This is a genomic window from Magnetococcus sp. PR-3 (genome assembly GCF_036689865.1).
In the GTDB taxonomy this organism is placed as follows: Bacteria; Pseudomonadota; Magnetococcia; order Magnetococcales; family Magnetococcaceae; genus Magnetococcus.
Genome location: NZ_JBAHUQ010000001.1, coordinates 164986 through 189813, shown reverse-complemented (window position 1 = coordinate 189813; position 24828 = coordinate 164986). Strand labels below are relative to the sequence as shown.

General features: G+C 49.4%; 21 protein-coding genes. 10 read left to right on the top strand and 11 right to left on the bottom strand.

The window, feature by feature from the left end:
* Window positions 1-243 precede the first annotated feature (243 nt).
* Window positions 244-1170 carry a PfkB family carbohydrate kinase gene (locus V5T57_RS00805; protein WP_332889244.1) on the top strand — a complete coding sequence of 309 codons (927 nt, stop codon included), beginning with the start codon at window positions 244-246 and terminating at the stop codon, window positions 1168-1170.
* Complete coding sequence (locus tag V5T57_RS00800; protein WP_332889243.1) at window positions 1171-3375, top strand: HAD-IIB family hydrolase; 2205 nt, start codon at window positions 1171-1173, stop codon at window positions 3373-3375.
* A gap of 75 nt (window positions 3376-3450) precedes the next feature.
* Here V5T57_RS00800 and V5T57_RS00795 read toward each other — a convergent pair whose 3' ends face one another.
* Entirely contained in the window at window positions 3451-5934 is a 2484-nt protein-coding gene (locus V5T57_RS00795; protein WP_332889242.1) for a methyl-accepting chemotaxis protein, read from the bottom strand.
* 529 nt (window positions 5935-6463) lie between these two features.
* The gene (locus V5T57_RS00790; RefSeq protein ID WP_332889241.1) at window positions 6464-6598 is read right to left on the bottom strand and encodes a hypothetical protein; all 135 of its coding nucleotides are present in this window, start codon (window positions 6596-6598) and stop codon (window positions 6464-6466) included.
* A 492-nt stretch (window positions 6599-7090) separates the two neighbouring features.
* On the opposite strand from V5T57_RS00790, the gene V5T57_RS00785 reads away from it, so the two are divergent.
* The 5 genes from V5T57_RS00785 to ccoS all read left to right on the top strand — a co-directional run bounded on the left by V5T57_RS00785 (window position 7091) and on the right by ccoS (window position 12357).
* Window positions 7091-7585 carry a thioredoxin family protein gene (locus V5T57_RS00785; RefSeq protein ID WP_332889407.1) on the top strand — a complete coding sequence of 165 codons (495 nt, stop codon included), beginning with the start codon at window positions 7091-7093 and terminating at the stop codon, window positions 7583-7585.
* Between the two features lie 5 nt (window positions 7586-7590).
* Window positions 7591-8967 (top strand): TolC family protein, encoded by a 1377-nt coding sequence (locus V5T57_RS00780; protein WP_332889240.1) that lies wholly within the window; start codon window positions 7591-7593, stop codon window positions 8965-8967.
* Window positions 8954-9478, top strand: a complete 525-nt coding sequence (locus V5T57_RS00775) for an efflux RND transporter periplasmic adaptor subunit (RefSeq protein ID WP_332889239.1) — start codon at window positions 8954-8956, stop codon at window positions 9476-9478. Before V5T57_RS00780 ends, V5T57_RS00775 begins: the two co-directional genes overlap by 14 nt.
* Window positions 9479-9500: 22 nt before the next feature.
* Entirely contained in the window at window positions 9501-11957 is a 2457-nt protein-coding gene (locus V5T57_RS00770) for a heavy metal translocating P-type ATPase (protein ID WP_332889238.1), read from the top strand.
* Between the two features lie 202 nt (window positions 11958-12159).
* Window positions 12160-12357 (top strand): cbb3-type cytochrome oxidase assembly protein CcoS, encoded by a 198-nt coding sequence (gene ccoS / locus V5T57_RS00765; RefSeq protein WP_332889237.1) that lies wholly within the window; start codon window positions 12160-12162, stop codon window positions 12355-12357.
* Window positions 12358-12520: 163 nt separating this feature from the next.
* On the opposite strand, the gene V5T57_RS00760 is transcribed toward ccoS, so the two are convergent.
* The 5 genes from V5T57_RS00760 to ccoN form a co-directional block, all read right to left on the bottom strand.
* Window positions 12521-14215: a potassium channel family protein gene (locus V5T57_RS00760; protein WP_332889236.1), complete on the bottom strand. Its 1695-nt coding sequence runs from the start codon at window positions 14213-14215 to the stop codon at window positions 12521-12523.
* A 4-nt stretch (window positions 14216-14219) separates the two neighbouring features.
* On the bottom strand, window positions 14220-14603 hold the full coding sequence (locus tag V5T57_RS00755) for a DUF6394 family protein (protein WP_332889235.1): 384 nt from the start codon (window positions 14601-14603) through the stop codon (window positions 14220-14222).
* Between the two features lie 216 nt (window positions 14604-14819).
* Window positions 14820-15734: a cytochrome-c oxidase, cbb3-type subunit III gene (ccoP, locus tag V5T57_RS00750; RefSeq protein WP_332889234.1), complete on the bottom strand. Its 915-nt coding sequence runs from the start codon at window positions 15732-15734 to the stop codon at window positions 14820-14822.
* Window positions 15735-15767: 33 nt separating this feature from the next.
* Complete coding sequence (ccoO, locus tag V5T57_RS00745; RefSeq protein ID WP_442918156.1) at window positions 15768-16469, bottom strand: cytochrome-c oxidase, cbb3-type subunit II; 702 nt, start codon at window positions 16467-16469, stop codon at window positions 15768-15770.
* Between the two features lie 73 nt (window positions 16470-16542).
* Window positions 16543-17961 carry a cytochrome-c oxidase, cbb3-type subunit I gene (gene ccoN / locus V5T57_RS00740; RefSeq protein ID WP_332889232.1) on the bottom strand — a complete coding sequence of 473 codons (1419 nt, stop codon included), beginning with the start codon at window positions 17959-17961 and terminating at the stop codon, window positions 16543-16545.
* Between the two features lie 396 nt (window positions 17962-18357).
* Between ccoN and ccoG the strand changes: the two genes are divergently transcribed.
* From ccoG to V5T57_RS00725, 3 genes are read left to right on the top strand one after another with little or no spacing between them, the layout of a single operon-like run.
* Window positions 18358-19791 carry a cytochrome c oxidase accessory protein CcoG gene (gene ccoG / locus V5T57_RS00735; protein WP_332889231.1) on the top strand — a complete coding sequence of 478 codons (1434 nt, stop codon included), beginning with the start codon at window positions 18358-18360 and terminating at the stop codon, window positions 19789-19791.
* On the top strand, window positions 19788-20294 hold the full coding sequence (locus V5T57_RS00730; RefSeq protein WP_332889230.1) for a FixH family protein: 507 nt from the start codon (window positions 19788-19790) through the stop codon (window positions 20292-20294). The genes ccoG and V5T57_RS00730 overlap by 4 nt, the downstream gene beginning before the upstream one ends.
* Window positions 20295-20330: 36 nt before the next feature.
* Entirely contained in the window at window positions 20331-20498 is a 168-nt protein-coding gene (locus tag V5T57_RS00725; RefSeq protein WP_332889229.1) for a cbb3-type cytochrome oxidase subunit 3, read from the top strand.
* 1605 nt (window positions 20499-22103) lie between these two features.
* Here V5T57_RS00725 and V5T57_RS00720 read toward each other — a convergent pair.
* The 4 genes from V5T57_RS00720 to V5T57_RS00705 form a co-directional block, all read right to left on the bottom strand.
* Window positions 22104-22436 carry a hypothetical protein gene (locus tag V5T57_RS00720; RefSeq protein WP_332889228.1) on the bottom strand — a complete coding sequence of 111 codons (333 nt, stop codon included), beginning with the start codon at window positions 22434-22436 and terminating at the stop codon, window positions 22104-22106.
* A gap of 49 nt (window positions 22437-22485) precedes the next feature.
* On the bottom strand, window positions 22486-22956 hold the full coding sequence (locus V5T57_RS00715) for a hypothetical protein (protein ID WP_332889227.1): 471 nt from the start codon (window positions 22954-22956) through the stop codon (window positions 22486-22488).
* A 53-nt stretch (window positions 22957-23009) separates the two neighbouring features.
* On the bottom strand, window positions 23010-23591 hold the full coding sequence (locus V5T57_RS00710) for a hypothetical protein (RefSeq protein ID WP_332889226.1): 582 nt from the start codon (window positions 23589-23591) through the stop codon (window positions 23010-23012).
* Window positions 23592-23745: 154 nt separating this feature from the next.
* Window positions 23746-24693 (bottom strand): hypothetical protein, encoded by a 948-nt coding sequence (locus V5T57_RS00705; protein WP_332889225.1) that lies wholly within the window; start codon window positions 24691-24693, stop codon window positions 23746-23748.
* Window positions 24694-24828 lie beyond the last annotated feature (135 nt).

The following is a 24828-nucleotide window of genomic DNA, read 5'->3' as shown; positions in this document are numbered from 1 at the left end:
GGTGCTCTCCTTCGTATCTTAATAAGATCATAGGGTTAGTCTGCATTCCCACCATCACCAGCCGTGCCTTATGAGTGGCTTGTTTTCATCGGCTGCTTATACTTCCTCCTTCCGGTTACCATGTTTATGGGGCGAAAGGCAAGGAAATAGGGGGATCGGTTCGGATCCCACTTAACCTATGTTACACTGCTAAACGTTTAGGGGCACGCTATAGATGTGGTTCATTATCCTTAGGGAGTCGATATGTCTTTTGCGCTTAAGCCGGTTCTGTTTGGTGAGGTGCTTTATGACTGTTTTCCAGATGGCAAACAGGTTTTGGGGGGGGCTCCCTTTAATGTCGCATGGCATCTTCAGGGATTTGCTGTTGGTCCATTGGTGCTCTCGTCGGTGGGGTCGGATCCGCTCGGGGATCATATTCTTGACGTGATGGCGCAATGGGGTATGTTGACCGACGGTGTTTACCGACATCCGCAGTTGGAGACGGGAAGTGTCTCCATTACGCTCCAGCAAGCACAGCCCAGCTATACCATTCATCATCCCCGTGCGTATGATGAAATTCCACCGTCCAAGCTGTTACCTGACTCAGCCTATCTCTGTCATGGCTCTTTAGCCTTGCGTCAAGCCCAATCCAAGCAAACCCTACAACAGATCCGATCTGCTGATACACCGTTGCGTGTGTTAATGGATGTCAATCTACGGGCTCCTTGGTGGGATATCTCAACGATCCAGCAACAGTTGATGGGGGTTGATGAGATTAAATTAAATGATGAAGAGTTAACTAAACTGACCGGTGCACCCATCAGCAAAGAGACCGCAGTCCTTGCCCCCTATCTGGACCGGTTGCGTGAGGAAAACCATGCTGAACAAGCTATTCTAACCATGGGGTCTCAGGGGGCTATGCTGGTGGATGCAGAAGGGATGGTCTTTATGCCCGCACCTCAAACCACCTTGGTTGATACGGTTGGGGCAGGGGATGGTCTGACCGCCGTATGGATGTTAGGTGGATTGTTAGGGTGGCCAACAGCGTTACGGTTACAGCGCGCTATTGACTTTGCCGCGGCCATTTGTACCCAGCAAGGGGCAACCTGTTTGAATGCTGGTTTTTATCAGGCGTGGTTAACCCGTTGGCAGGTTAATGAATTGAATCTTGAATCTGTAAGGAAATCTTAGATGGATAAACCGCTCTATATCGCCTTGATTAGTGTTCATGGACTGATCCGTGGAGAACAGCCTGAGCTTGGGAAAGATGCGGATACAGGGGGGCAAATTACCTATGTATTGGATCTGGCGCGAGCTTTGGGGCGCAACCCCAAGATTGGGCGGGTTGACCTTTTTACGCGACAGATTGTCGATAGCAAGGTGGATGCAATCTATGCGCAACTGGAAGAGCAGATGGGGGAGAAGGTACGTATTATACGTTTTCCTGCTGGTCCTAAACGTTATTTACGTAAAGAGTCGTTATGGCCCTACCTCTCACACTTTACAGATAGCATGTTGCCCTATTTTCGTCAGATAGGGCAGATACCGGATGTGGTGCATAGTCACTATTCCGATGCCGGTTGGGTCGGCACCCAACTGGCCCGTAAGCTGGGTGTATTACATATCCATACAGGGCACTCCTTAGGTCGGGTTAAAAAAGAGCGCCTGTTGGAAAAAGGGGTAGCTGAAGAGACCATTGAAGAGCGCTACAACATCAATCGCCGTATTGAGGGTGAAGAGATTACGCAGGGGAATGCCTCTTTCATCATCACCAGTACGCAGCAAGAGGTGGATGAGCAATACGCGCTCTATGATAACTACATGCCTAACCGCATGTGGGTGATGCCGCCAGGGGTGGATCTAACCCGTTTTAACCCACCGGAGAACTGGGGGAAGTTTGATCCTGAGATCAAGCAGGAAGTGTATCGTTTTTTGCGAGATCCCAAAAAGCCAATGATCTTGGCACTATCCCGTGCCGATGAGCGGAAAAATATCACCACACTGATCAAGGCTTTCGGTGAAAATGAACAGCTCAGGAAAAAAGCCAATCTGGTCATCTTTGCTGGTAACCGGGATGACATCAACGATCTGGATAAAGGTGCCAGAAAGGTGATGACGGAAGTGCTTATGTTAATGGATCGCTACGATCTGTATGGATCCATGGCCATTCCTAAGCACAACAGCTTGGATGATGTGCCCGACCTATACAGGTTGGCGGCCCGTAAACGTGGTGTTTTTGTTAACCCTGCGTTGACAGAACCCTTTGGTCTGACCCTGCTGGAAGCCGCAGCCAGTGGGTTACCTTTGGTGGCAACCCATGATGGTGGCCCAAGAGATATTTTGAAGAACTGTCGCAATGGTGTCCTAATTGATCCGTTAAATGCACAGACGATGGGGGCATCGCTGCTGGAGGCATTGCAAGATCGACCCCGCTGGCGGCGATGGTCTAAAAATGGTCTGAAAGGGGTACATACCCACTACACCTGGGATGGGCACGTTGACCGTTATTTAGAAGTGATTAAACGTCGTTTAAAGCGTGATGCCAAGCGACATGCCAAACAGATGGCCAAAGGCGGGGGGTGTAGTCCTGTAACCCGGTTGACCCGTGTGGACCGTCTTCTGCTTTGTGATCTGGATCATACCTTGGTGGGGGATGCTCAGGGTATTGAACTGTTGATGGCAAAGCTCAAGGCACATCAAAATGTTGGCTTTGGTGTCGCCACAGCCCGCTCCTTGGACGCAACGGTCAAAGAACTGAAAAAATGGAAAATTCCCACACCTGATTTTCTCATCACTTCCGTCGGTGGGGAGATCTATTACCGTAAAAATCTGATTCGTGATGAGTCATGGCATCAGCATATCCACTATCGCTGGGAGCGTGACAAGCTGGAGCTGTTTATGGATAGCCTGCCCGGTTTTACCAAGCAGCCTGATACCGAGCAAAATGCGCATAAACTGAGTTACTATATTGATCCCCATGAGGTGCCCAGTAAACGCAGTTTAGAGCAGCTGCTCCGACAACGGGATCTGCAGGCTACGGTGATCTATTCCCGGCAATCTTACTTGGATCTGCTGCCTTTGCGGTGTAGTAAGGGGATGGCCATGAACCATCTAGCCCTGAAATGGGGGATTCCGGTTGAGAATATCCTGGCCGCTGGGGATTCCGGTAATGATCGGGATATGTTGATGGGCAATAACATGGGCATTGTGGTCGGCAACTATGATGATGTAGAGCTTAACGTGTTGCGTAAAGATAGCAGCGTGCTCTTTGCCACAGAGCGTTATGCCCGTGGTATTCTAGAAGGGATTGAGCACTTCCGCTTCTTGGCAGATACCATCAAAAATCCACGTGGCTGTAATTATATGGATGGTGCACACGGTTTTCAGGAAGCGTAAGCCACTAAAGCAGATAACCCCCATAAAAAAACAGGGCCCTGATAGGCCCTGTTTTTTTATGGTATGCCGAGGTGTTTAGAGGGAGAGGTAGAAGTCATCCATAATGACAAACAGCTGTGCCCGGTGGCTATCAAACGTATCCAGGCGCTGTAGGGCTTCATCCCGATCTTTCCGGTGGAGTGCTTCTAAGACCAAGTCCGCCAGATTACGCATCTCTAAACTACCTTGATAGAGCGCTTCAAATTTTTCATTACCCGCAAAGGCCTCTTTAGCTTCAGTTTCAAGCCACTCAAAATAGTCACAATTGTCCGTGAGCTTTTTGGTCAGCTCATCGGACATCATGCGTCCTTCAATCACCTGACCGAGCATGTTAACCCAATCCAGTGCGCTGGATTTAAAGCAGTCTGTATCAAAGGTTTTTTCAGCAATTTGTAGCTCTTGGTGTGAAGCATTTAAAGCCGTGCTGGTGGCATAGACGGTGTTGGTCAATTTGCCAAGGTACTCGACAGAGCGACGTAAATAGGTGGCCAGCTGGAAGGCGCGTTGCATCTTATCACCACCAGAGACCCGTTGAGTTTGCTTGGCAAACTCATTGACCGACTGAATAAAGCTGTTGGCTTCATCGGTTTGTTGGGAAACATTGCCAGCCATTTGGGCCAAGTTGGCCGAGGATGTGGCAATATCTGTGGTACCCGTTGCCGCTTCAGCCGCGGAGCGGGCAACTTCATGGGCGGCTTGATGCAGCTCTTCAGCGTTGCGGTTTACCACGGCCCCTGACTCAGAGACACGGCCAACGGCGGAGTTGATCTGGCCAGCGCTGCGGGATTGGCTATCAACTGCGCCATTAATGCTGGCATTAACCTCTGTAATGCGCTCAATATTATTGTTAACTTCACGCGAGATAGAGACGGCTTGATCTGTATGGCCTTGAATCTCTTCAACCCGCTTAGAGATCAGCTTCGTTGCATCGGCGGTCTGTTGGGCCAGCTCTTTGACTTCATTGGCAACAACGGCAAAGCCTTTACCTGCTTCACCCGCGCCAGCCGCTTCAATAGAGGCATTCAGTGCCAGCATGTTGGTCTGTCCAGCGATGGCATTAATAATATCCACCACTTTGCCAATTTCATGAGCCGACTCCGTGAGGTTGTTCATGGCGTCACGGGTGCTTTTGGCCTGGTTCGCTGCGGTGGTGGATGCTTCGTTGGCATCTTCACACAAGCCACGAATCTGATCTTGGTTGCTAGAGAGCTCCGAAATGGAGTGAACAACCGTACCAACCTCTTCATCGACCTGACGCAGACTGCTATTGACCTGTTCGATATTGGCGTTCATCTGCTCAGCAGCAGCAGCCATGGTATGAACATTCTGGCTGGCGATCTCGGCAGATTCAGCAATGCTGGAGATCTCCCCTGTCAGCTGGTTGATGTCACTGGAGATGCCCTCAATACGACCACTCGCCTGAGAGACCGATGACTGCATCTCAGAGAGTCCTTCCCCCATTTTTTCGTTATCATGGGCAAGTTCTTGATTGATGTTGTGGGCCTCTTCGGCATCGTTACGTAAAACTTGTTGCACATATTGCAGCTGTGCAACGCAGACATTCAGGGTGGTCGATTGGACTTCAATGGTGTCCACTGTGTTGGTTAGATTGTCGGTCATATGGTTGACCTGATTGACAATCTCATCCAGCTCATCCTGGTGTGCCTGATCTTCATGGTTGGAGTCGATACGGTTCGTTAGATCGCCATCTGCCAAAACTTGGATGGCCCCCCCAATGTGGTTTAAGGGGCAGGTCAGGGTGCGACGTAACATAAAGCCTAAGAGCAGCAAAAATGCGATGATAAAGCCAATAAGCACCATAAGGGCGGTTAGCTTGGTATCGGCAATTTTCTCTTCAACCTCTTTGAGGGAGGTCGTGATTTGGAACACGCCCCGTACCCGCTCTTCAGGGTCATGACATTGATAGCAGCGTGGCTGGTTAAACAGTGGGCTGAGAATGGTGATGAGGTTTTCACCATTCTCTTGGGTTTCTCGAATAAACTGAGGGTGGTCATCCTTCTGTTTGATCACAGAGGCAAAGGTCGCATTCCCTTGTGCACCCAGGTGGATCTCAACATCGGCTTCATATTTATCTTCATCTTGGGGGCCCATTTTATTGATGTAATCAGTAGCTTGGGCCATAAACTGTTCGCGCTCTTCCCCTTCTAACTCATCCTCATCCGCTTTCTCTTCAGCGGCGTCTCGAAGGTCTTCACGGGAGCGATAAAAGGCGAGTGAGCGGTCAGTTCTTAGAATTCGGAATGTTTTTAAGCCTTTGACTTGTTTGAAGTTGGTTTTGTAATCATGGGCGATATTGGAATTACCCGCTAACATGATGGTTTGCAGGCCGCGTTTGGCCCCTTCGGCCAATTGGCGAATGCTCGACTCATGTTGCTCCAAGAGACTGCGTTCCATGGTATGGATAACAAACCCACCCATGCCCAGCAGACTGATGGTTCCAATAATACCAACCGCCAGCAGGATTTTTAGTCCGACTTTTTTTTGAACAATGGCAAGCATGGACAATCCAGAAAGTTGCAACCCAGTTTCACTATCACCGTATTTACAGATGAACCATCTGGTTGGGATTGAAGAGGAGGGTATAGGATCGTTTGCATGGTAAGGGGTCTGTTGTAGGCTTACCTAAGCAGAGATCTTGTGCCTATTCTATAGAACCATCCACATGTTCAGGGTGGTTCATCGATCCTCTCCAACCACACCAGTAGGCATGGTCGAGCATCATTGAGGGCTGAAAGTTTAAATAGAGATCATTTGATCCATTAAACTCCAGGTGGGCGGCGCCCCTCTTCTTATTATCTTTATATCAGTAAACCACACCACATAAACAATGTAGCCAATATAAGGTTAGGATCACAATGAAATTATGGCATCTGATGTAAAAAAAACAGAAATGTAATGGGGAATACTAATCTAGAAATATCACTATTTTAGCAGGTATTGTATCTGATTAGGCAAAGGCATGTTGGTGGTGCATCTTAAGGTTAATAAAAAGACCCCTTTTGCAGGTAGTGTCTGACAATTGGTCATGCTATTCATGCGGCTGCTCTTCATCTTCCCAGTAGCGCTTTAAAAATTGTAAGAGTAATAGGGAGCCATCAAGCATAACGATCACCAAAAGAGAGATGGTGGTGATCAAAAAAAATGTTGCAATAAAATCAAGCATAATCCTCTCCTGTCGCTATTAAAAACAAATCTTTAAACATATTAAACAAGTGTTTACGGTAGGTGTGTTTGTTTAAATGAATCTGACAAGGTTATTTCGCAAGAGAGGGACCAAAAACATATGGATAGATATTTTTATGGAGAGATAAGCGTTGTGCGATTGATGCAGGTTAAGAAAAAAGTGGTTTTATAAGGGAGTTTGCGGGCTTTTACCATGGTTTTTTAAGGTTGTATATAAAAGGGAACTTTTCTGGTCTTTTTATGTTCCAATAGAGTACATCCTACACAAGCTGGCGAAGGTTTTACTTTATGCCCTTGTGTGGGCATGGCATCCTCCTCTTCGTACAGGCCAAGCCCGGTTGGGCTTGGCTTTTTTTGTGGGTACAAGCGGTGTGGGCCGGGTAGCTGGAATGATGAACATTGAAAAAAAACGATATGACAGGTTTAATGAGGATTTTGTCTGTGCAATTAATAGGAGTGGCATGCCTTGAACATGATTCTTCGATCCTTTTTTATTCTTATTGCCGTACTGATCTCCACACCGGCCCAGGCCGCTTTTGTTGGTGAAAGCCTTGATCTGGATCTGCCCGGTGAGATGGAAGCCGCTGCAGAAGAGGGCAAGGGTTTGGTGGTGATGTTCCACTACAGCGGTTGCCCTTTCTGTGACAAAATGCGGCTTAGGGTCTTTCCTGATCCCGATGTAGACAGCTATTACACCAAGAACTATGTGCTGTTGGAGACCAACATCCGTGGCGATCTGGATATGGTGACACCTGATGGCCAAGAGATGAGTGAAAAAAAATGGGCGAGGAACATGCGTATACGTGCCACCCCTGTATTCCTGTTTTATGATACCCAGGGAAAAGAGCGGCTAAAGCTGACGGGGTATCAAAATCCACGAATTTTTGTGGGGGCTGGAAGGTACGTTAAAGAGAAGGGGTGGGAGAAGGGCTCCTTTGTGCGTTGGATGCGACAGCAAGGGTCATGACATTGATGATGTTTAAAAAATTCATTTTTGGTGTTGTGTTTTCGGTCACGCTGCTTTCCCACGCCATGGCCGATACCATTAAGCTTGACCTGCCTACTTTAATTAAACAGGCGCGTCAACATGGCAACCCCCAGGTCGCGATGGTTCAAGCCCGAGCGCAACAAGCTGCCGCCGAAAAAGCTGCTGTAGAGGCAGAAGATCGTGCCCGTTTGGATCTGCAAGCGCACACCAAACGCTACAAAAGTCACGCTGAAGGTGCTCGGCAACACGATTATCAGACCATTCTTGAAGTTAACCAGCCTCTTCATCTGTTTGGTCATCAACAGGCCAGAGAGAGGGCGGCTGATCTGCGCTATCAAGCCAAGCGCGCTCAAGTAGAGCAAGCGCAAAGTCACTTTGTGGTTGATGTGATTGAACGGTTCTACCAACTGCATGCCTCTGAACTGGCTGTTCAAAGTTTGGAGGAGGCCCATGCTTTGGCTTATGTGCGCTGGGATCGGGCCAAAGAGCACTTGGCGCTGGGTAAAACAGATGATCTGAGCGTGGCACAATGGTTGGCCCGTGTGGAACGTACCCGCCATAAGCTTTATCAGGCCCGTAGTGAAAACCGAATGGCCCGGGTTCAGCTTTCCTTACTGACCGGGCAGAGCTTGAGTGATACTTTAATCCGTCCACCAGCCGCCCCTAAAGGGTTTACCACAGAGTATGATGTTGAACCTTTGTTGCAGCGGGTGCTCTCCCATAACCCTCAAGCCAAACAGGTTCAACGTGCCTTAGAAGCTGCTCGTGCTGAACAAGAAGCAACCGTTTGGACACCAGAGCTCAATCTGTTCAGCCATGTTGGGCAGAGTGCTCGAGAGCTGAGTGGTAGAAACCGTTGGGCCATTGGCTTAGAGTTGGATTTGCCCCTTTGGAGTGGTGGGGCTTTGGATGCTAAAAAGCAAAAACAGGCGGCCACAACCACCGAAGTGTTGGCCAAACAAGATGCAACAAGACGTACGCTGACCATTGCACTCAAGCAGCTGTTAAGTGATCTCTCTAATGCCAAACAAGGTTTGATTGCGGCTAAAGCCACCATGCAGTGGGCAGAGGCCAACCTCATGAAGCGGCAAAGCCTTTATCAAATGGAGCGGGTTTCGACATTGGGTGATGCCATGGTTGAGCTCACCCAGGCGGAAGCTGATCAAGTGCGTGCGGATGGGGCTTATTATGTGGCCGTGGCCAAGCTTGCCAGCCTGTTAGGGGATAACCCTGAACAGGCACTGCAAGCGGATTATTTGCAACAAATTGGTCAGCGTGATGGCCAAAACTCAGAACCACAAGAGGGTGGTTTTACGCCTCCTGTTGGTAGTGGATATGGTGAACATCATGTTAAAGAGTAAAAAGATTGCCCCGTTGTTGTTCCTTAGCCTCGTATGGGTTGGGGGCCATGTATCCCCTGCAATGGGAGCGGAAAAGCCGTTAACTTTTGCGGTGGATGGTGTGGTTGAACGGGTTATGGTTAAGCCGGGTATGTCGGTGCAACAAGGTGCGTCACTGGCTAAGTTGGATCAAACCTTGTTCTATGCAGCACTCAAACAGGCTCAAATAGGGCATAAATCGGCCAAACTGGCTGCCGATTATGCGCAAGAGGCTTGGCAGCGGGCGCAAAAGCTGTACGATGATCTAAATGCCTCCAAGCAGGAGTTAGAAGAGGCCGAGCTGGCTCTGGCAGAGGCTCAAGCGCGACAGGCGCACGCGCAGTGGGTTTTGTCTCAAGCGCAGTGGCGACTTCAGCGAAGCCAGCTGTTGGCGCCTGTATCTGGTCGTATAACCGCTGTACCCGGTTATGCAGGACAGGTTATTCATAACCAGTCTGGTCCTTCTGCCGTTATCCTTTTGGAAACACCGTAAGTCAAAGATTGAGACAAGCCGTATGTCCTATGAAGATGCAGGGTTTTGTTACCACTGCGGTCTGCCGATTGCCGATGGTTTAGATATCCATTATGAGCATGAGGGCGCTTTGCGGCATTTTTGCTGTACCGGATGCAAAACAGCCTTTCGATTGATCCAAGATGCTGGCTTGCAGGAGTTTTATAAACGCCGGGATCCTGATCAGAGTGGTGGTCGCCCGGAAGAGCGTGAGCTCTCCAGGCTTAAAGCGTTTGATGATGCTGAATATCAAAAGCGTTATGTCAGAGAGCTGGAAGATGGCAACCAGGAAATTCACCTGTTGTTGGAGGGCATACACTGCGCGGCGTGTGTCTGGCTCAATGAAAAAGTCTTGGCCAATTTGCCTGGGGTGATTGAAGCACGGGTCAATTTTTCGACCCACCGGGCTCTGTTAAAATGGAACCGGGATGCATTACCTCTTTCTGAGGTGATTGATGCGGTGCGTCGTATCGGTTATAAGGCTGAACCTTACGATCCCGAAAGTGTTGAAAGTGGGCACCGGAAGCGAGATCGGGATCTTTTATTGCGGATGGCTGTTGCAGGCTTTGGGGCTGGCAATGTCATGCTCATCGCGGTCGCGCTCTATGCCGGTTATTTTACAGGCATTGAAGATCAATATAAAAACTTCCTACATCTGGTTTCTCTTCTCATCGCAACGCCTGTGGTGTTTTTTTCGGGTTGGCCTTTTTTACGGGGGGCCATTAATGGCCTGCGAGCTGGCCGGCTTACCATGGATCTGCCGATCGCACTTGGGGCAACCATTACATATAGCTACAGTGTCTATATTACCCTTCAGTTAGAAGGGGAGGTCTATTTTGATTCAGTGACCATGTTCCTGTTTATTCTGCTGACTGGGCGCTATTTGGAGTCAGTTGCCAGACGTAAAGCTGCAGGTGCAACGGAACGATTGATCAGCCTTGAACCCCGTACGGCTGTTGTACTCAGGGAGGGGGAAGAGGAGACGGTCTCGATTCGTGAGGTCTCGATTGGTGAAAAGGTGGTGGTTCGTCCAGGTATGCAAATTCCACTGGATGGGCGATTGCTCGATGGTGTGAGCGCCGTGGATGAATCCATGCTCACTGGCGAGAGTGTACCTATTCCCAAAAAAGAAGGGGATCGGGTGCCTGGTGGCGCGATGAATCTGGATGGTGCGTTTACCATGGAGGTGATCCGTGTGGGCCAGGACTCTGCCATTGCTCGGATCATTCGCTTGGTCGAATCGGCCCAGGCTTCCCGCCCCCCTATTCAAACCTTGGCAGACCGCATCGCCAGTTGGTTTGTGGCTGCTATTTTGTTGTTGGGTACCATAACGTTTACCATTTGGATGTATATCGACCCATCTCAAGCGCTTGAAAACACGGTTTCCTTGCTGATTATAACCTGTCCTTGCGCCTTGGGTTTGGCAACACCGGCAGCCATTGTTGTGGCAACTGGGGTGGCCTCTCGTAATGGATTGTTGATTAAGGGCGGCGAGGTTCTGGAGCGTCTGGCACGGGTATCCAGAGTTGTGCTGGATAAAACAGGCACCGTGACCACCGGTAAACCCAAAGTAACGGCTCTTCTGCCCGTCACTGGGGGATCGGAGACACAACTGCTGCAAACCGCTGCAACTCTGGAGCGGCTCTCTGAGCACCCTCTGGCCAATGCTATTGTTCAGGCGGCCCGTGAACGTGGCCTTAGCATTGACCAACAGGGGGTGGTGTTGAAAAACTATCCGGGTCTTGGCGTGGTGGGGCAGTGGGCCTCTACTCGGGCAATGATTGGACGGCCCGCTTTTGTCGAAAGAGAGCTAGGCCAAACCCTGCCGGATGAAAAGGTGGGGCTGGCTGCAACCCGTGTCGCAGTGGCGCAAGATGATCAGTTGTTGGGGTGGATTGAGTTGTCAGATACCCCTAAAACGGACGCCTATAAGGCCATACAGCGTCTGCATGATATGGAGTTGAAAACGCTGTTGCTCTCCGGCGACCAGCCAGAGGTTGTGGAGCAAGTTAGACAGCAGGTTGGTGCTCAAGAGGGGATTGGTGGGGTACTGCCTGGTGAAAAGGAACAACAAGTGGCGACCTTGCAGGCCGACGGCAGCCGCGTTGCTATGATTGGTGATGGGGTGAATGATGCCCCCGCGCTGGCAAGAGCTGACGTGGCTTTGGCGGTTGAAAATGCATCTGATATTTCAATGGAAACCGCAGATGTGGTGCTGCTTAACCCCAAAATGGAAACCGCGGTTGATGCGTTGGAGCTGTCTCGGGCTACCATGAAGGTGATCAAGCAAAACTTGTTGTTCTCATTGTGCTATAATATGGTGACCATACCGTTGGCCATGGCCGGTCTCATTGTTCCCATTTTTGCCGCCGTGGCTATGCCTCTCTCTAGCCTGATTGTTGTGGGCAATGCGTTGCGGCTTAACCGTATGGCAAAGGGGTTGAACGCGGGGAAAGATTAAACAAAAGCACCTGTGATCGGAATATATAAATATAAGAATCTAGGGTAAATGATGGATATTATTCGCCCTGTGAAGATCACAAAAAATAACGTAAAAAAAACACTCATTTTTTTTACAATTCCTCCTTGTTCTTCCTGACATTTCTTCCTATAGTGTCACTGTCGAGAAGGCAGGGGAATGACGTGGAGTCCGGGTTTATCTCATGGAAGTCATCTTTATTCTTTTGCCGCTGGGTATCTTCATTGCGCTAGGTTTTCTAGGGCTCATGATCTGGTCATGGAAACAGGGTCAGTTTGATGATTTAGAAGGTCCCGCTCACCGTATCCTCTATGATGACGATCAGGATATGATCCCCCATCAAGATGAGAAGACCCAAAAGGGCTCCATCAAAAAAAAATAAGGGGACGTTTGGACGTTGTTTTAAGAACACTGCTCTTAACCAGGCGGGTTCTTAAAACAACGTCCAGCGGAAAATAGGTCGAGTCAAGAGGTCAGCGAGTTTGCACACACCCATAATGATAAAGACGCACCCGTAAGCTCAAGCCCCATTTATTGGGGTTTTTTCATGCCTGAAATCTGCGAAAAAGCCATCCCTGAGACTGATCTTTACCTGTAATAATATACTTCAATAACAGATCGTTATTGATGCTCCATGCCAAGCGTTCCTTAACACCATAGGCACCACAAAAAAGAACTTTGTCGCCATCAAATAAAGGGCAGGCAGGGGGGGGCGTAACCATGCATGAACCATCCGTTCGGCGAATAAATAGGGGAAGTAAGGCTAAGGGTTCTTCCCGCTTGGTGGGTTCATAAAGTAGGTGGGAAAGGGTGATCATCTGCCCATGTTCTAATTGATTTGAAATTGCAGGGGTTTGTTCCGTACAGATCTCCATATCCCAAATATCCGGGACCGTTTCCCCCGCAATACCCGCTACTCGACTCACCGTTTGGTTCGACCAATCGTTATCCATTTTCTCGACTTCACGGAGAAAATCTTTAACCAAAGGCAGCGTTAATAACAAGCGTACCTCACGGGCTAAAATGGCACTGGACTGCATCACCAGATCGGCCCCGACTTTTTTAAACAGTTCACCATTAACACGACGATTTTCACGGATGACCACAAACAGATCAGGGTTCATCTCTAAAGCTGTCATAACAATGGAAAGGTTGTTGGTATCGTTCTCAGTACCAGCAACCAAGCCAACGGCGGTTTCGATCCCGGCTTTGTGTAGGGTATCGTGATCTGTACCCCAACCTTGGATACTACCCGGAGGGCTATTGGTCCCTTCAGGATCAACCTCTACCGTGACCACAGTAATACCCTGACTGGTTAAGCGCGCATGCATGGCCTGACCAAAGCGTCCATAGCCACATAACACCCATTTTCCTTTGGGTGGAAAGATGGGATCGGGTAGGGGCGCGCGTGAGATGGCCGCCAGCCAATTATAAAGGGTGTAGGCGCCCGGTTTGTCCAAGGCTAAGCCCAGACGACTTGAGAAGGTGAGATAGGGGTCTATGATATGATCTGTGCCGAAAGAGGCCATGTTCTCTTCGTAGTCTGGCCGTTCCCCTCGGCAGATAACCGGTAAATTAGGGCTGAGCAGTTTGCTGGTAATGGCGACCTTTAGGTTGACCGCATCATTATCGGTCATAGCCACAACCCCCTGGCAACGCTCAAGTTGCAACCCTGCCAGTTTGAGGGTCTCAGGCATGGTGACATCGCCGTAAAGTGCAGGGACATCCAGCTGGTAATCTTTGAGGTTCAGACGATTGATCGCTTCAACCTGTTTATCCAGTACAACCGCGTAAATGCCTCGGTCCGTTAACGCCCGCACCAGCGCGGTACCTGTATCGCCAAAGCCACAGACAATATAAAAAGGTTCACCTAGATGATGGACTTGGCGACGAAATTTAAGCTCAACCAGGGCACGTCTAAAGGCGGCATCTTGCATAATATTAATGATGGCGCCAATGGCATAAAACCAAGAGATCACGGTCAGGTAGATGGAAACAATACCCCACATGCGTTGGGCATCAGAAAATGCATAGGGGATTTCGCCAAAGCCAATGGTCGTGGCCATAAAACTGACATAGTAGGTCGCATGAAAAAACGACATGTACCAGACGTTACCTTGATCATCGACGCCTGGTATTAACGTCATACCAAAAATGGCGATGGCATAGGCACTCAGCAGCAGCAGTAAAGGAAACCGCATGCGCCGAAAGATCTGGTAATAGATACTTTTGACCACCATGGTGTTAACGCCGAATCATCACCACCTCAATTACCAAAATGGCAACAGAGATGATGTTTGCGAGCAGTGCACCGCTGGCTAATGAGACAATACTGGCCATGACCCCCTCTTGGCCAAAGGTCATGGAGACATGTGCGGTGTAACCCCACACAATGGCTGCGGCAAAGAGCTGAAGATCTGCAACAAAACTTGTCGCTAGAAGAGCGGCGCCCATTTGAGAGCGGTCACCAAATTTAAGAATGGTTGCAATAAGGTTAACCACAATGGTTGCAAACAGTTCCCAGACATGGTGGTGAGACGGGTTGTCTATATCCCCTAAACAGAAGCCAAAATTTAGGGTCAGTGCAAAGACGATAAAAAAGCCAAAGACAACCTTCTCCAGATTCATCTCATTACTCCTGAGCCATGAACAAGCATGGGGATTCTGTGCTGATAAGAACGTATACGTGTTAGACAGTATTCTTGTTTACGGCATCGGCAGATTATGGCTTTTTCTTAAGCCTTGCCGATGATGTTAAGAGCGATTGATAAAAAAAAGCCCTATCCATGAGGATAGGGCTTTTTCATTTTTGCTACTTAACTGCGGTAGCGGTGGGAGAGGGTCTTACTGACCACCACCCAGACCATGCACATAGATGGTCAGCTTCTTGATATCCAGAGGGGTCAGCTGTTTACCGAACCCTTCGAAGCCTTCACCCCATGCGGGCATTTTACCGTTACGGCCATTTGCGATGGTCTTGTAGACATCATCACGAGAAGAACCGTACAGCCAAATGGCATCCGTCAAGTTTGGTGCGCCAACACTACCATCGATCTCTTCGCCTTCGGCTTTATCCATCATAGAGCCTTTAGCGGTGTCACCATGGCAGGTGTAGCAGGAAGCATCACCATTAAACAGCTCTTTACCCTGAGCCACAGCAGCCGCATCGTGGTCCAAACCGGACAAGCTCATGACATAGTCAGTCAAGGCGTTGACCTGAGTTTCAGAGAAAGAACCACCAGCTGCTTCGAGGTGTGCAGGCATGACACCAGCACGACCATTATTAATGGTCTCGCTGATATGAGCCAGTTCACCACCGTAGAGCCAATCATCGTCATTCAGCACGGGGAAGCCAGCTGAGTTGTTCTGACCAGCAGGGCCGTGGCAAGGACGACAGAAGTCACCAAAGATCGCTTTACCAGCAGAGTCAGCATAAGCCTTCAGACCGGTATCGTTCGCAATGGCTGAAAGCTCCATGCTCGCAATTTGGTCTTCATAAACGGCACGTTCTTTTTTGGCTTCAGCCAGCTCAGCACGTAACTGCTTATGCATATCCCAACCCAGGACACCCTTAGTGGCACTTTCAGCCAGGGGCCATGCGGGATATAGGATCCACCATACGATCGACAGCGCGATGGTGAAGTAGAAGGTGTACAACCACCAAGTTGGCAGCGGGTTATTGTACTCTTGTAGAGGATACCCGTCTTCGTCGTCCCACTGGTGCCCGGTGGTGGATACGCTTTTGTTCTCTTCAGACATGAACGTCTCTCCTTAGGTTAGGCAGTGGGCCGATTAATAGCGTTCCTGATCTTCATACTTGGAGAAGTCCACAAGGGTCCCCAGCATCTGAAGATAGGCCACCAAGGCGTCCAGTTCAGTGATCTCGTCGGCTTTGCCATCGAAATCATCGTAGGCAACCTTCTCACCGTAACGACCGGTTAGACCGTCGGTATCACTATCAGGAATAGCCTGAGCTTCCAGGTCAGCCTTCGCATTGTCGAGCATGTCAGCAGTGTACATGGTCTCGCCATAAGCGAAGCTGTGCGCGGTATTCAGTGCCGTCATACGACCTTTGATGTTTCCATACTCCAGCTTGCTCTTCTCAAGCCAGGGGTAGGGAGGCATCACAGACTCAGGCACAACGGCTTGAGGCTTACGCATGTGGGACTGATGCCACAGGCTGGAGTATTTACCACCGACACGGGCCAAGTCAGGACCGGTACGCTTGGAACTCCACTGGAAAGGATGGTCATACTTGGACTCTGCTGCCAGAGAGTAGTGACCATAACGTTCCCACTCGTCACGGAAAGGACGAATCATCTGGGAGTGACAGTTGTAGCAACCTTCGCGGACATAGATGTCACGACCGCGCAACTCCAGAGGTGTGTAAGGGCGAATACCTTCTACCTTCTCCATGGTCTTGTCGATCCAGAAGAGGGGGAAGATCTCAATGATGGCACCGATGGAGATTACAATCACCACCAGGATACTCATCAACGGGATGTTTTTCTCAATTGATTCGTGTTTCACCGCATTGACTCCTTTTCAATCTCGATCCTAGTGGTGATTAGGCCGTAGCCGTCTGCGCTTCACGAACACCCTGACGGATGGTCTTGAAAACGTTGAAGGCCATAATCAGACCACCCAGTACGAAGAGGAACCCGCCGAAAGCACGCATGACATAGTAAATATGCATGGCTTCAACAGTTTCTGCGAAGGAGTAGACCAGGTTGCCATAATCATCATAGGCACGCCACATCAGGCCCTGCATGATACCGGAAACCCACATGGATACGACGTAGATTACCACACCGATCGTGGCCAACCAGAAGTGCAGGCTGATCAGAGCGTTGGAGTAGATCTTGGTGTTCCACAGTTTTGGAATCATGTGGTACAGAGCACCGAAGGAGATGAATGCAACCCAACCAAGCGCACCAGAGTGCACGTGACCAACAGTCCAGTCGGTGTAGTGGGAAAGAGCATTAACCTCTTTGATGGACATGATGGGACCTTCGAAGGTAGACATACCGTAGAAGGAGAGTGAAACCACCATGAAGCGGAGAATGGGGTCAGTACGCAGCTTATCCCAAGCACCGGAAAGGGTCATGATACCGTTGATCATACCACCCCAAGAAGGGAGGATCAGCATCAGCGAGAAGGTCATACCCAGGGTACCGGTCCAGTCTGGCAGAGCTGTATAGTGCAGGTGGTGCGGACCAGCCCAGATGTACAGGAAGATCAGCGCCCAGAAGTGCACGATGGACAGACGGTAAGAGAAGATGGGACGCTCAGCCTGCTTGGGGATGTAGTAATACATCATGCCCAAGAATGCAGCAGTCAGGAAGAAGCCCACAGCATTGTGACCATACCACCACTGAATCATCGCATTCTGAACACCCGCGAAGATGGGGTAGGATTCGGTCAAGCTTACAGGCACCACAATGTTGTTACCCAGGTGCAGCACGGCAACGGTGATGATGAAAGCCAGATAGAACCAGTTAGCCACGAAGATATGCTGATCTTTACGCTTAGCCAGAGTACCTACAAAGTTAATAAAGTAGGCTACCCACACTAAGGTGATGAGAATATCGATGGGCCAGATGGTTTCAGCATACTCCTGCCCTTGGGTCAGACCCAGAGGATAGGTGATCACAGCCGAGACGATCACGGCATTCCAACCCCAGAATGTAAACCAGGAGATGGTATCCGAGAACAGACGGGCCTTACATGTACGCTGAACAACATAATAGCTGGTTGCAAACAGGGCACTACCGCCAAAGGCGAAAATTACAGCCGAAGTATGCAGGGGACGCAAACGTCCAAACGTAATGTAGGGGATCTCTCCGTTCAGTGCGGGGAATGCTAATTCCCATGCGATGAAATCACCGAGTATAAACCCGACGATTCCATACACAACCGTCATCACACTGAACCATTTGACAATTGTGTAATCGTACTTCTCTGTCGCTGTTGTTGATTGCGCCACGGCAACGCTCCTTTGAAGTGGAGTGGACGTGAAAACCCAAGTTTCTCGCCTTCATCCTGTCCTAATGATTATTCAACTGGGGATAGTTACCATGTTTATTGAGCCCAAATCAACCTGATATGTGGCATTTGCCACACTTTTGATCAAAAACTGGCCCTGCAAATCATGTTTTGATAGCGTGCGGCTATGAATAGCATTGCATCTGTTCAATTTTCTTTACGGTACCATTATGGTAGACTTTATCAGTGGTTGCGAAATAGGCAGAACTGTTAATAAGAGGCAATTCGATTTGCTTTCTTCAGCTATAGATAGAGATTCGGTATTGACGATTGGCCAGAAATCGGCCACCTTCCCAGTGCCCCGTCCGTTCCGGTTATAATCAAGTGAGGATGACGCATGTCCGCCGTAGAAGACCAAGACTCCCTGTATCAGGACTGGAAAAAGCTGTACCCCAGGTATCAAAGAGGTTTCTTCCGTAATGTCCGTTGGGCACTACTGGTGATCCTGCTGGGGATCTATTATCTCATGCCGATGTTGCGCTGGGAGCGACCAGGGAATTTGCCCGACCAGGCTATCCTGTTTGACCTGCCAGCACGCAAGTTCTACATCTTTGATCTTGTCATCTGGCCCCAAGAGATCTTCCTGCTTTCGGTTCTATTGTTTGTCGCGACCATTGCTTTGTTCTTTGTTACCGCGTTGGCGGGTCGTGTTTTTTGCGGATATTTTTGTTTTCAGACTGTCTGGACCGATCTCTACATTTATGTCGAAAAGCTTTTTGAGGGTAACCGCAAAAAGCGTATGAAGCTCGATGAGATGCCATGGACCGGGCGCAAATGGCTAATCAAACTAAGTAAGCACTTTACTTGGTTGGTTATTGGGGTTCTAACAGGTGGTGTCTTTGTTTTCTATTTTGCAGACGCACCAACTTTAATGGGTCAGTTCCTTGATGGTACGGCACCATTTCCTGCTTGGTTTACAATGGGTTTCTTAGCCCTGACGACCTACACTATGGCTGGTTTTGCGCGTGAGCAGGTATGTATCTACATGTGTCCCTATGCACGCTTCCAGGGTGCCATGTTTGATGAAGATACGATTATCATTGCTTATCATGATGAACTTGGCGAACCGCGTGAGTCTAGCCGCCGGGTAAGAAATGATAACCCCAAGGATGTTGGCTGGTGTATTGATTGTAATGAGTGTGTCACCGTTTGCCCGACTGGCATTGATATTCGGGATGGTCAGCAGTACCAATGTATCACCTGCGGCATGTGTATTGATGCCTGCGATGATGTGATGGCCTCCTTGGCTAAAGAGGGGGAAGAGGCTCCGCCACGGCTGATCCGCTACACCTCTCTTGGTGAGATCAAAGGGCAGCAGCCACGCTTTTTGCGTACCCGCGTCTTGATCTATGCTGCGTTGATGGCTGTTGGCATTGCCGCCATGGTAGGGTACTTTATGGTGCGTGACTCAACCGATTTGAACGTTATTAAGCATCGTCAACCGGTTTACATCATGCAATCGGATGGTAGTATTCAGAACAACTACACCATCCGTATTCTTAATATGACCAGTGGTCCACAGCGTTATGTGATCTCTATGGAAGGTCTGAAAGATAGCTCTCTACGTGCTGACTCGGCCAGTGGTTATGATGAAAAGGGCAATCCAATTTTTGATGTTGGTCCGGGTAAAGTGTTGCCCTATAAGCTCTTTGTCAAACAAGCTAGAAAATCCATCGAAGCTGGATCTCAGGAAATTGTCTTTACCCTGACGGCAGAAGATCCTGAGGCTGGCATTGGTAGTTATACATCTGTCTTTATGAGGCCAGAATGAGTCAAACAGAAGAAAAAGCCCCCCGGTTCTCCGGGGGGAAACCTTGGGCCATAGCAGCCATCATCATGGCTGTCACCGTTATTAGTGCCAATGGCATCAATATCTACATGGGACAAAAAACCAAGACGGGGATGGTGACCGAAGGTAAGTACAAAAAAGGTATGACCTTTGATAAAGAGGTCGAACAGGGTAAAAAACAACGTGCCCTTGGTTGGCATGTTGTCCAAGATAGCAGCCAGCTGGCGGTTAAGCAGGAAGGTCCTGTTTATCTGACCATTAAGGACAAGAGTGAGAGCCCCGTCTCAGGAGCTCAGGTCTTAGGTCGCTTAATTCGGCCTATTGGTGCAGACCATGATGTGGATTTCTCACTAGCCGAGTCTAAGCCAGGGGTATATGTTGGTCTTGTGACCCCGCCATTAATTGGTGCATGGTACCTTCAAATCAGCATCACCCGTGGTGAGGATCTGTTCCGTTTTAAAGAAAGAATCGATGTCGTGCGTTAAGCATGATCTCTTACATGGGGATCCAGGAGTAAGAAGATGTCCGAGAGTATCATTTCTCTAAGCAAGCAGGTGGGCCTGGTCTGGTTCTTTCTGGTTTTTATTGGCATTGTGGCCTGGGCATATTGGCCCTCCAATAAAAAGAAGCTGGATGATGCAGGAAAAATTCCCTTCGATGATGAAGAGGATAAAAAGATGGAGCCCTAAAGGGCGACAGACTGTGACAAAAAAAAAGGGCCTTTTGATGGGCCCTTTTTTTTTGGTCAATTCTAAGCAGCATCCTGGCAAGGCTGCTTTTTACCTGTTTGTAGCGTACAGAAAGCCCATGCATGTTTTTGCTGAGGCAACAGAGTGGAGGAATAGGATTGAGAGGTAACCTTCTCCTCAGTCGTATGTAAAGCGCCAAGGAGTATTCGGTACCGTGTTAAAATGGTTTGCTCTGTTCGATCGTTTCCAGTGTAACCGAAAACGGCTTACACCTCTAATTTCGTTCATGCTTTGTTTTTAGTTTTTATCAATCGCCATCGTCTAATTGCCCGTTGTGGCATCCATGCAGCAAGGTCCTTGGTCAGATTGAGCTGCGGCTGATAACTTGATTATAGAACACGCTGGCCTTTTCATCCTTGTCCCGCTAAATCCAAGCCATGGGATCAATAACACGGTTCTTCAACCATCCTTGCTCACGTGTTTCACTGCTCTGCCGGACCATGAAAGCAAGCGCTAGGTGAATTGTGACCTCTTAAGAGCGGTGAAAACGCTGAGGATGGAGGTGTTTCAGTCATTATAGCGGCGTGACCATATGACCAGCGTCTTTAGCGCTGAATCAGCTCTCTATGCATGTCTTTGATCATAGCGTTTATGCTTGGCCTTTATCTGCTTGTTAATGGGCGCTTCTCTTTAAAAAATAGCCCAGTTCCTGCAGGTAGCTGCCTGAGTTTTGGTGGGGTATCGGTGCAAACGAAAGTTGAGTAACGGTTCGGTCGCTACCTTAGACCAAGGGGCGAGTTGATCAGGTTTAGATGCACGGGATCATCAAGTGCATGTTATGTCTCAAATATTTCGTAGCGTTGTAGGGCATCCGTCAGTAGAAGACAGCTCTGACCCAAAGCTCATAAGTGGCTCTTCATGGTTTTAAGGCGTGGTCTGGGCGCAGATGGCTCGCGGCGATTCGTTCAGCCTATGAGCGGCAAGTGAACCGGTCGGTTTGGTAGGTTGGACTGACGAATCCAGACGCACGGTATGGAGTGCCTATGGTGATGGATAGGGCTGAGGGTTAAAGGTGCGGTTCAAACCCTAACCGTATGCTCAGGTCTCTTCGGCAACCAAGCTGATGATCACCAGTGGGCTTTAGAGCCGCTTTTGATCCATATCCATGGCTTAGGACAGTGAGCTCCCTATCTGGCCCAAGTAGCACCAAACAGCAACTTGATGTGTGAATATCCAAGCCAAGGTAGACTGGCTGTTCTCCGCATTGACCCCGCACTGTACGAGTTGGGTGCTGTGAATATATGTTAACCATGTCGGAAGCTTCAGTGTTGATTGGGCGTTCAACACTTCATTTACCGGTTTGCCAATATGGTGTTTCATGAGCATGACCATTGAGGTAAACCGTGATCGTGGTGGAACATGCATTTGTAGTGATATGTAGTGTTTCTGTGGAAAGATCTCTGCGTGCTGACATTGCAGCGTGAAAGCAACCACGCAAATGAGCGTTGCAGCAGGAGGAGAGGGCTCTACTGAAACGGGGAAAATCTAAGAGGGTAGGGGATAGAAAAGAGGGTGGATACCGATAAGGTATCCACCCTCTTTTTTTTACTGCAGTCCCACAAAGCGCATGACACGAGACATGACAACTTTTCCGTGTATCACTTGCTTCTGGGAGGTCGGGTAGACCACATTCAAAGGGATCTGGCGATCACCCATGGTATAGAACGTAGGGCCAGTTGGTGCCCATTGCATAACCATAACCGGCTGTTGCTTGCTTGGGTAGCTGGTTTGGAATGCATATGCAGGGTAGAAAAGGTGATTGGTGGCTTGACCACGTATCACCTCTGCAGCCTGCACATTAGCAGACAGCACCAGGAGAGCGGCCGTTAGGCCGGCTACCCTGGAAAGCTGACTAAACATCTTCTTTGCCTTATCCATGGCCGATCTCCAATTCAATCCGTTGAATGAGACCGTGGAACCCTAAAGCTTACTGCTTGGGTGCCGCGGCAGCAGCCGGCATTGCAGCGGGCTGACGATTTTGCATGTTGACTGACAGAGGTAGAACCCCGACAGGTGCACCTTGGGATACCATGACAGGTACACCAACTGTGCGGTATTGCATGGTGGGCTGGTGGCGCGGCATAGCTGCTGTGTAGACAGAAGCAGGCTGCGTGGCCACATAGCGCACGGGCATGGCAGGTGCGGGTACATGTGGCATACCATAGCCACGGACGCCACCAGTGCCGTTAGGGTGTAGCAACCAGCGGTTGACACCATAGCGAGGAACCTGGACAGGTTGGCTCGCATGATACAGTACGCCAGCTAAAGCCAAACCACCAAGCAGGGTAGCCACACCAGTGGCATCTGCTTTAGCAGGGGCGGGTTGTACCGAGGCGATGGCTAAAGCACCAGCAACGGCCAACACAGTGGGTTTCAGGTAACGGATTGGTTTTTTCATGGTTGTTCTCCCAGAGTGTTAAATACGTGCCCGGTGCCCAGTAATACGAACCTCTATCGATAAATCGTCGCTTTATGACGAGGAGCACGTGTCTCTACCATCGATACATAACGTACAGGTATCGAACCATTCAGCCAAGTATTAATGTGGCCGTTCGAATTTTTTGTTGGTGACGCATTGCTATACGTAGCAGCAGGTGCGTGTACAACATAGTTATGTGGTGTCGGACCCGCATGAGGAGGGTTTACCACCACGTTATAGCTATCATAGTTATAGACCTGCTGTTGCGGCGGCCGAGAAGGGCGCAGTAACGCGGTCTGTTGGGTCATTACTTCTACCGGCTGTTCTGTTTGAGCAACCGGTGTGTAGTAGTCCCATTTTCCAGTCAGCGAAGGATCGGTGTACCACCAATAGTCCACTGGATGCATCAACCCCTTACGGATCACCTGGGTTTTGATCAATGGCTCAGGCTGCCCCAAGGGCAGTGCATTGAAAAAACTTGATGAGAGTTGATTGGTTGACGGGGGCATCGAACCATCAAACGCACTGGCGGTGATGGGCAGTAAAAGAGCAGCCGATACAAAAGCTGCAGATGCAACCCGACGGATATTCCTTTCTTTCATTTGGACAGGCATGTGTCACTCCTATTTCCCAATTTTCCCAAATTTGTATGAATTGGCCCTTTTTAGGGCTCTTTTTTTAACCTTGTTAGCGTTATCGGCAGTAACAAGGGAGGAGTTGACTGTTTGTCGCTTTTTTAGCGATTAAAATGACAATCAACTTTAAATCTTAGTTCCTGACCAGTGGAATCCGGCTGGTTGTCGGAACCAATGGTGTATGGGGTCCTACGCTGGGCATCATCGCCTGGGGGGGCTCTGCAACGGCTGGAGGCAATGGTTTCAAGTTGCTCAGGTTGTTGCGTGCAGGCATGCTTGGCATAGCTTTAGGCGCCATTTTATGAACAGCTGGTGGGGCTTGTATGGCACTGTTGGCTTGCATCATATTGGGTTGCTGCCACTGGTAAACCTGCTGGCTAACCTGTGCGGGTACATGGGCTTGCCAAGCGGCAACCTGTTGTCCAGCCTGTACGGGTTGACCATGGGCTGCTGAGATTGCATAGGGGTCAATGGCCTGGGCTGCATAGCCTTGGTTTTGAGCAGGGTAGGCAGGTTGTGTATATGTACCGTGTGCGGCATAAGCTACATGTTGAGCATGTGCATATCCATACGCAGGAGCCACTTGTTGCTGCGCATAAGCAGGAGCCGCTTGTTGCTGTGCATAAGCAGGAGCCGCTTGTTGCTGAGCATAAGCAGGTATCGCTTGTTGCTGCGCATAAGCATAGCCATTGCTATAGGCTGCTTGGCCGTAACTGGCTTGGCCATAGGGGTCTACATATTGGGTGTAGACCTGTTGACCGTAGGGGTCCATCGCTGGCGCATAGGGATCAACCATTTGGCTGTATGCGGTTTGTGAGTAAGCAGCCTGAGCATAAGCCGCTTGGCTATATCCTGCTTGGCCATAACCACCATGACCATAGCCAGCTTGGCCGTATCCTCCTTGGTTTTGGCTGTAGGGGTCGATACCCATAACGCCTTGGCCGCCACCATAGCCAAAAATGCCACTGTCATAAACAGGTACAAAGCAACCGGTGAGTAATGGTGCAACCACCAAAGCAGGCAGCATCATCCGGTATAGCGGACGGGATTTGCGCAACAGGGGGTATTGGTGATTTTTCACGGTCAGCTCTCCGTCTGTCCTTTTAAAAAGGCTCCATGCCTTTTACTTAAAATACTTAAGATCAGATATTCCTGAGGTGCGATGGCCTGTTTGATAGAGACACCACAAAAGGGGCAAAAATACCTGTTTGGTGTT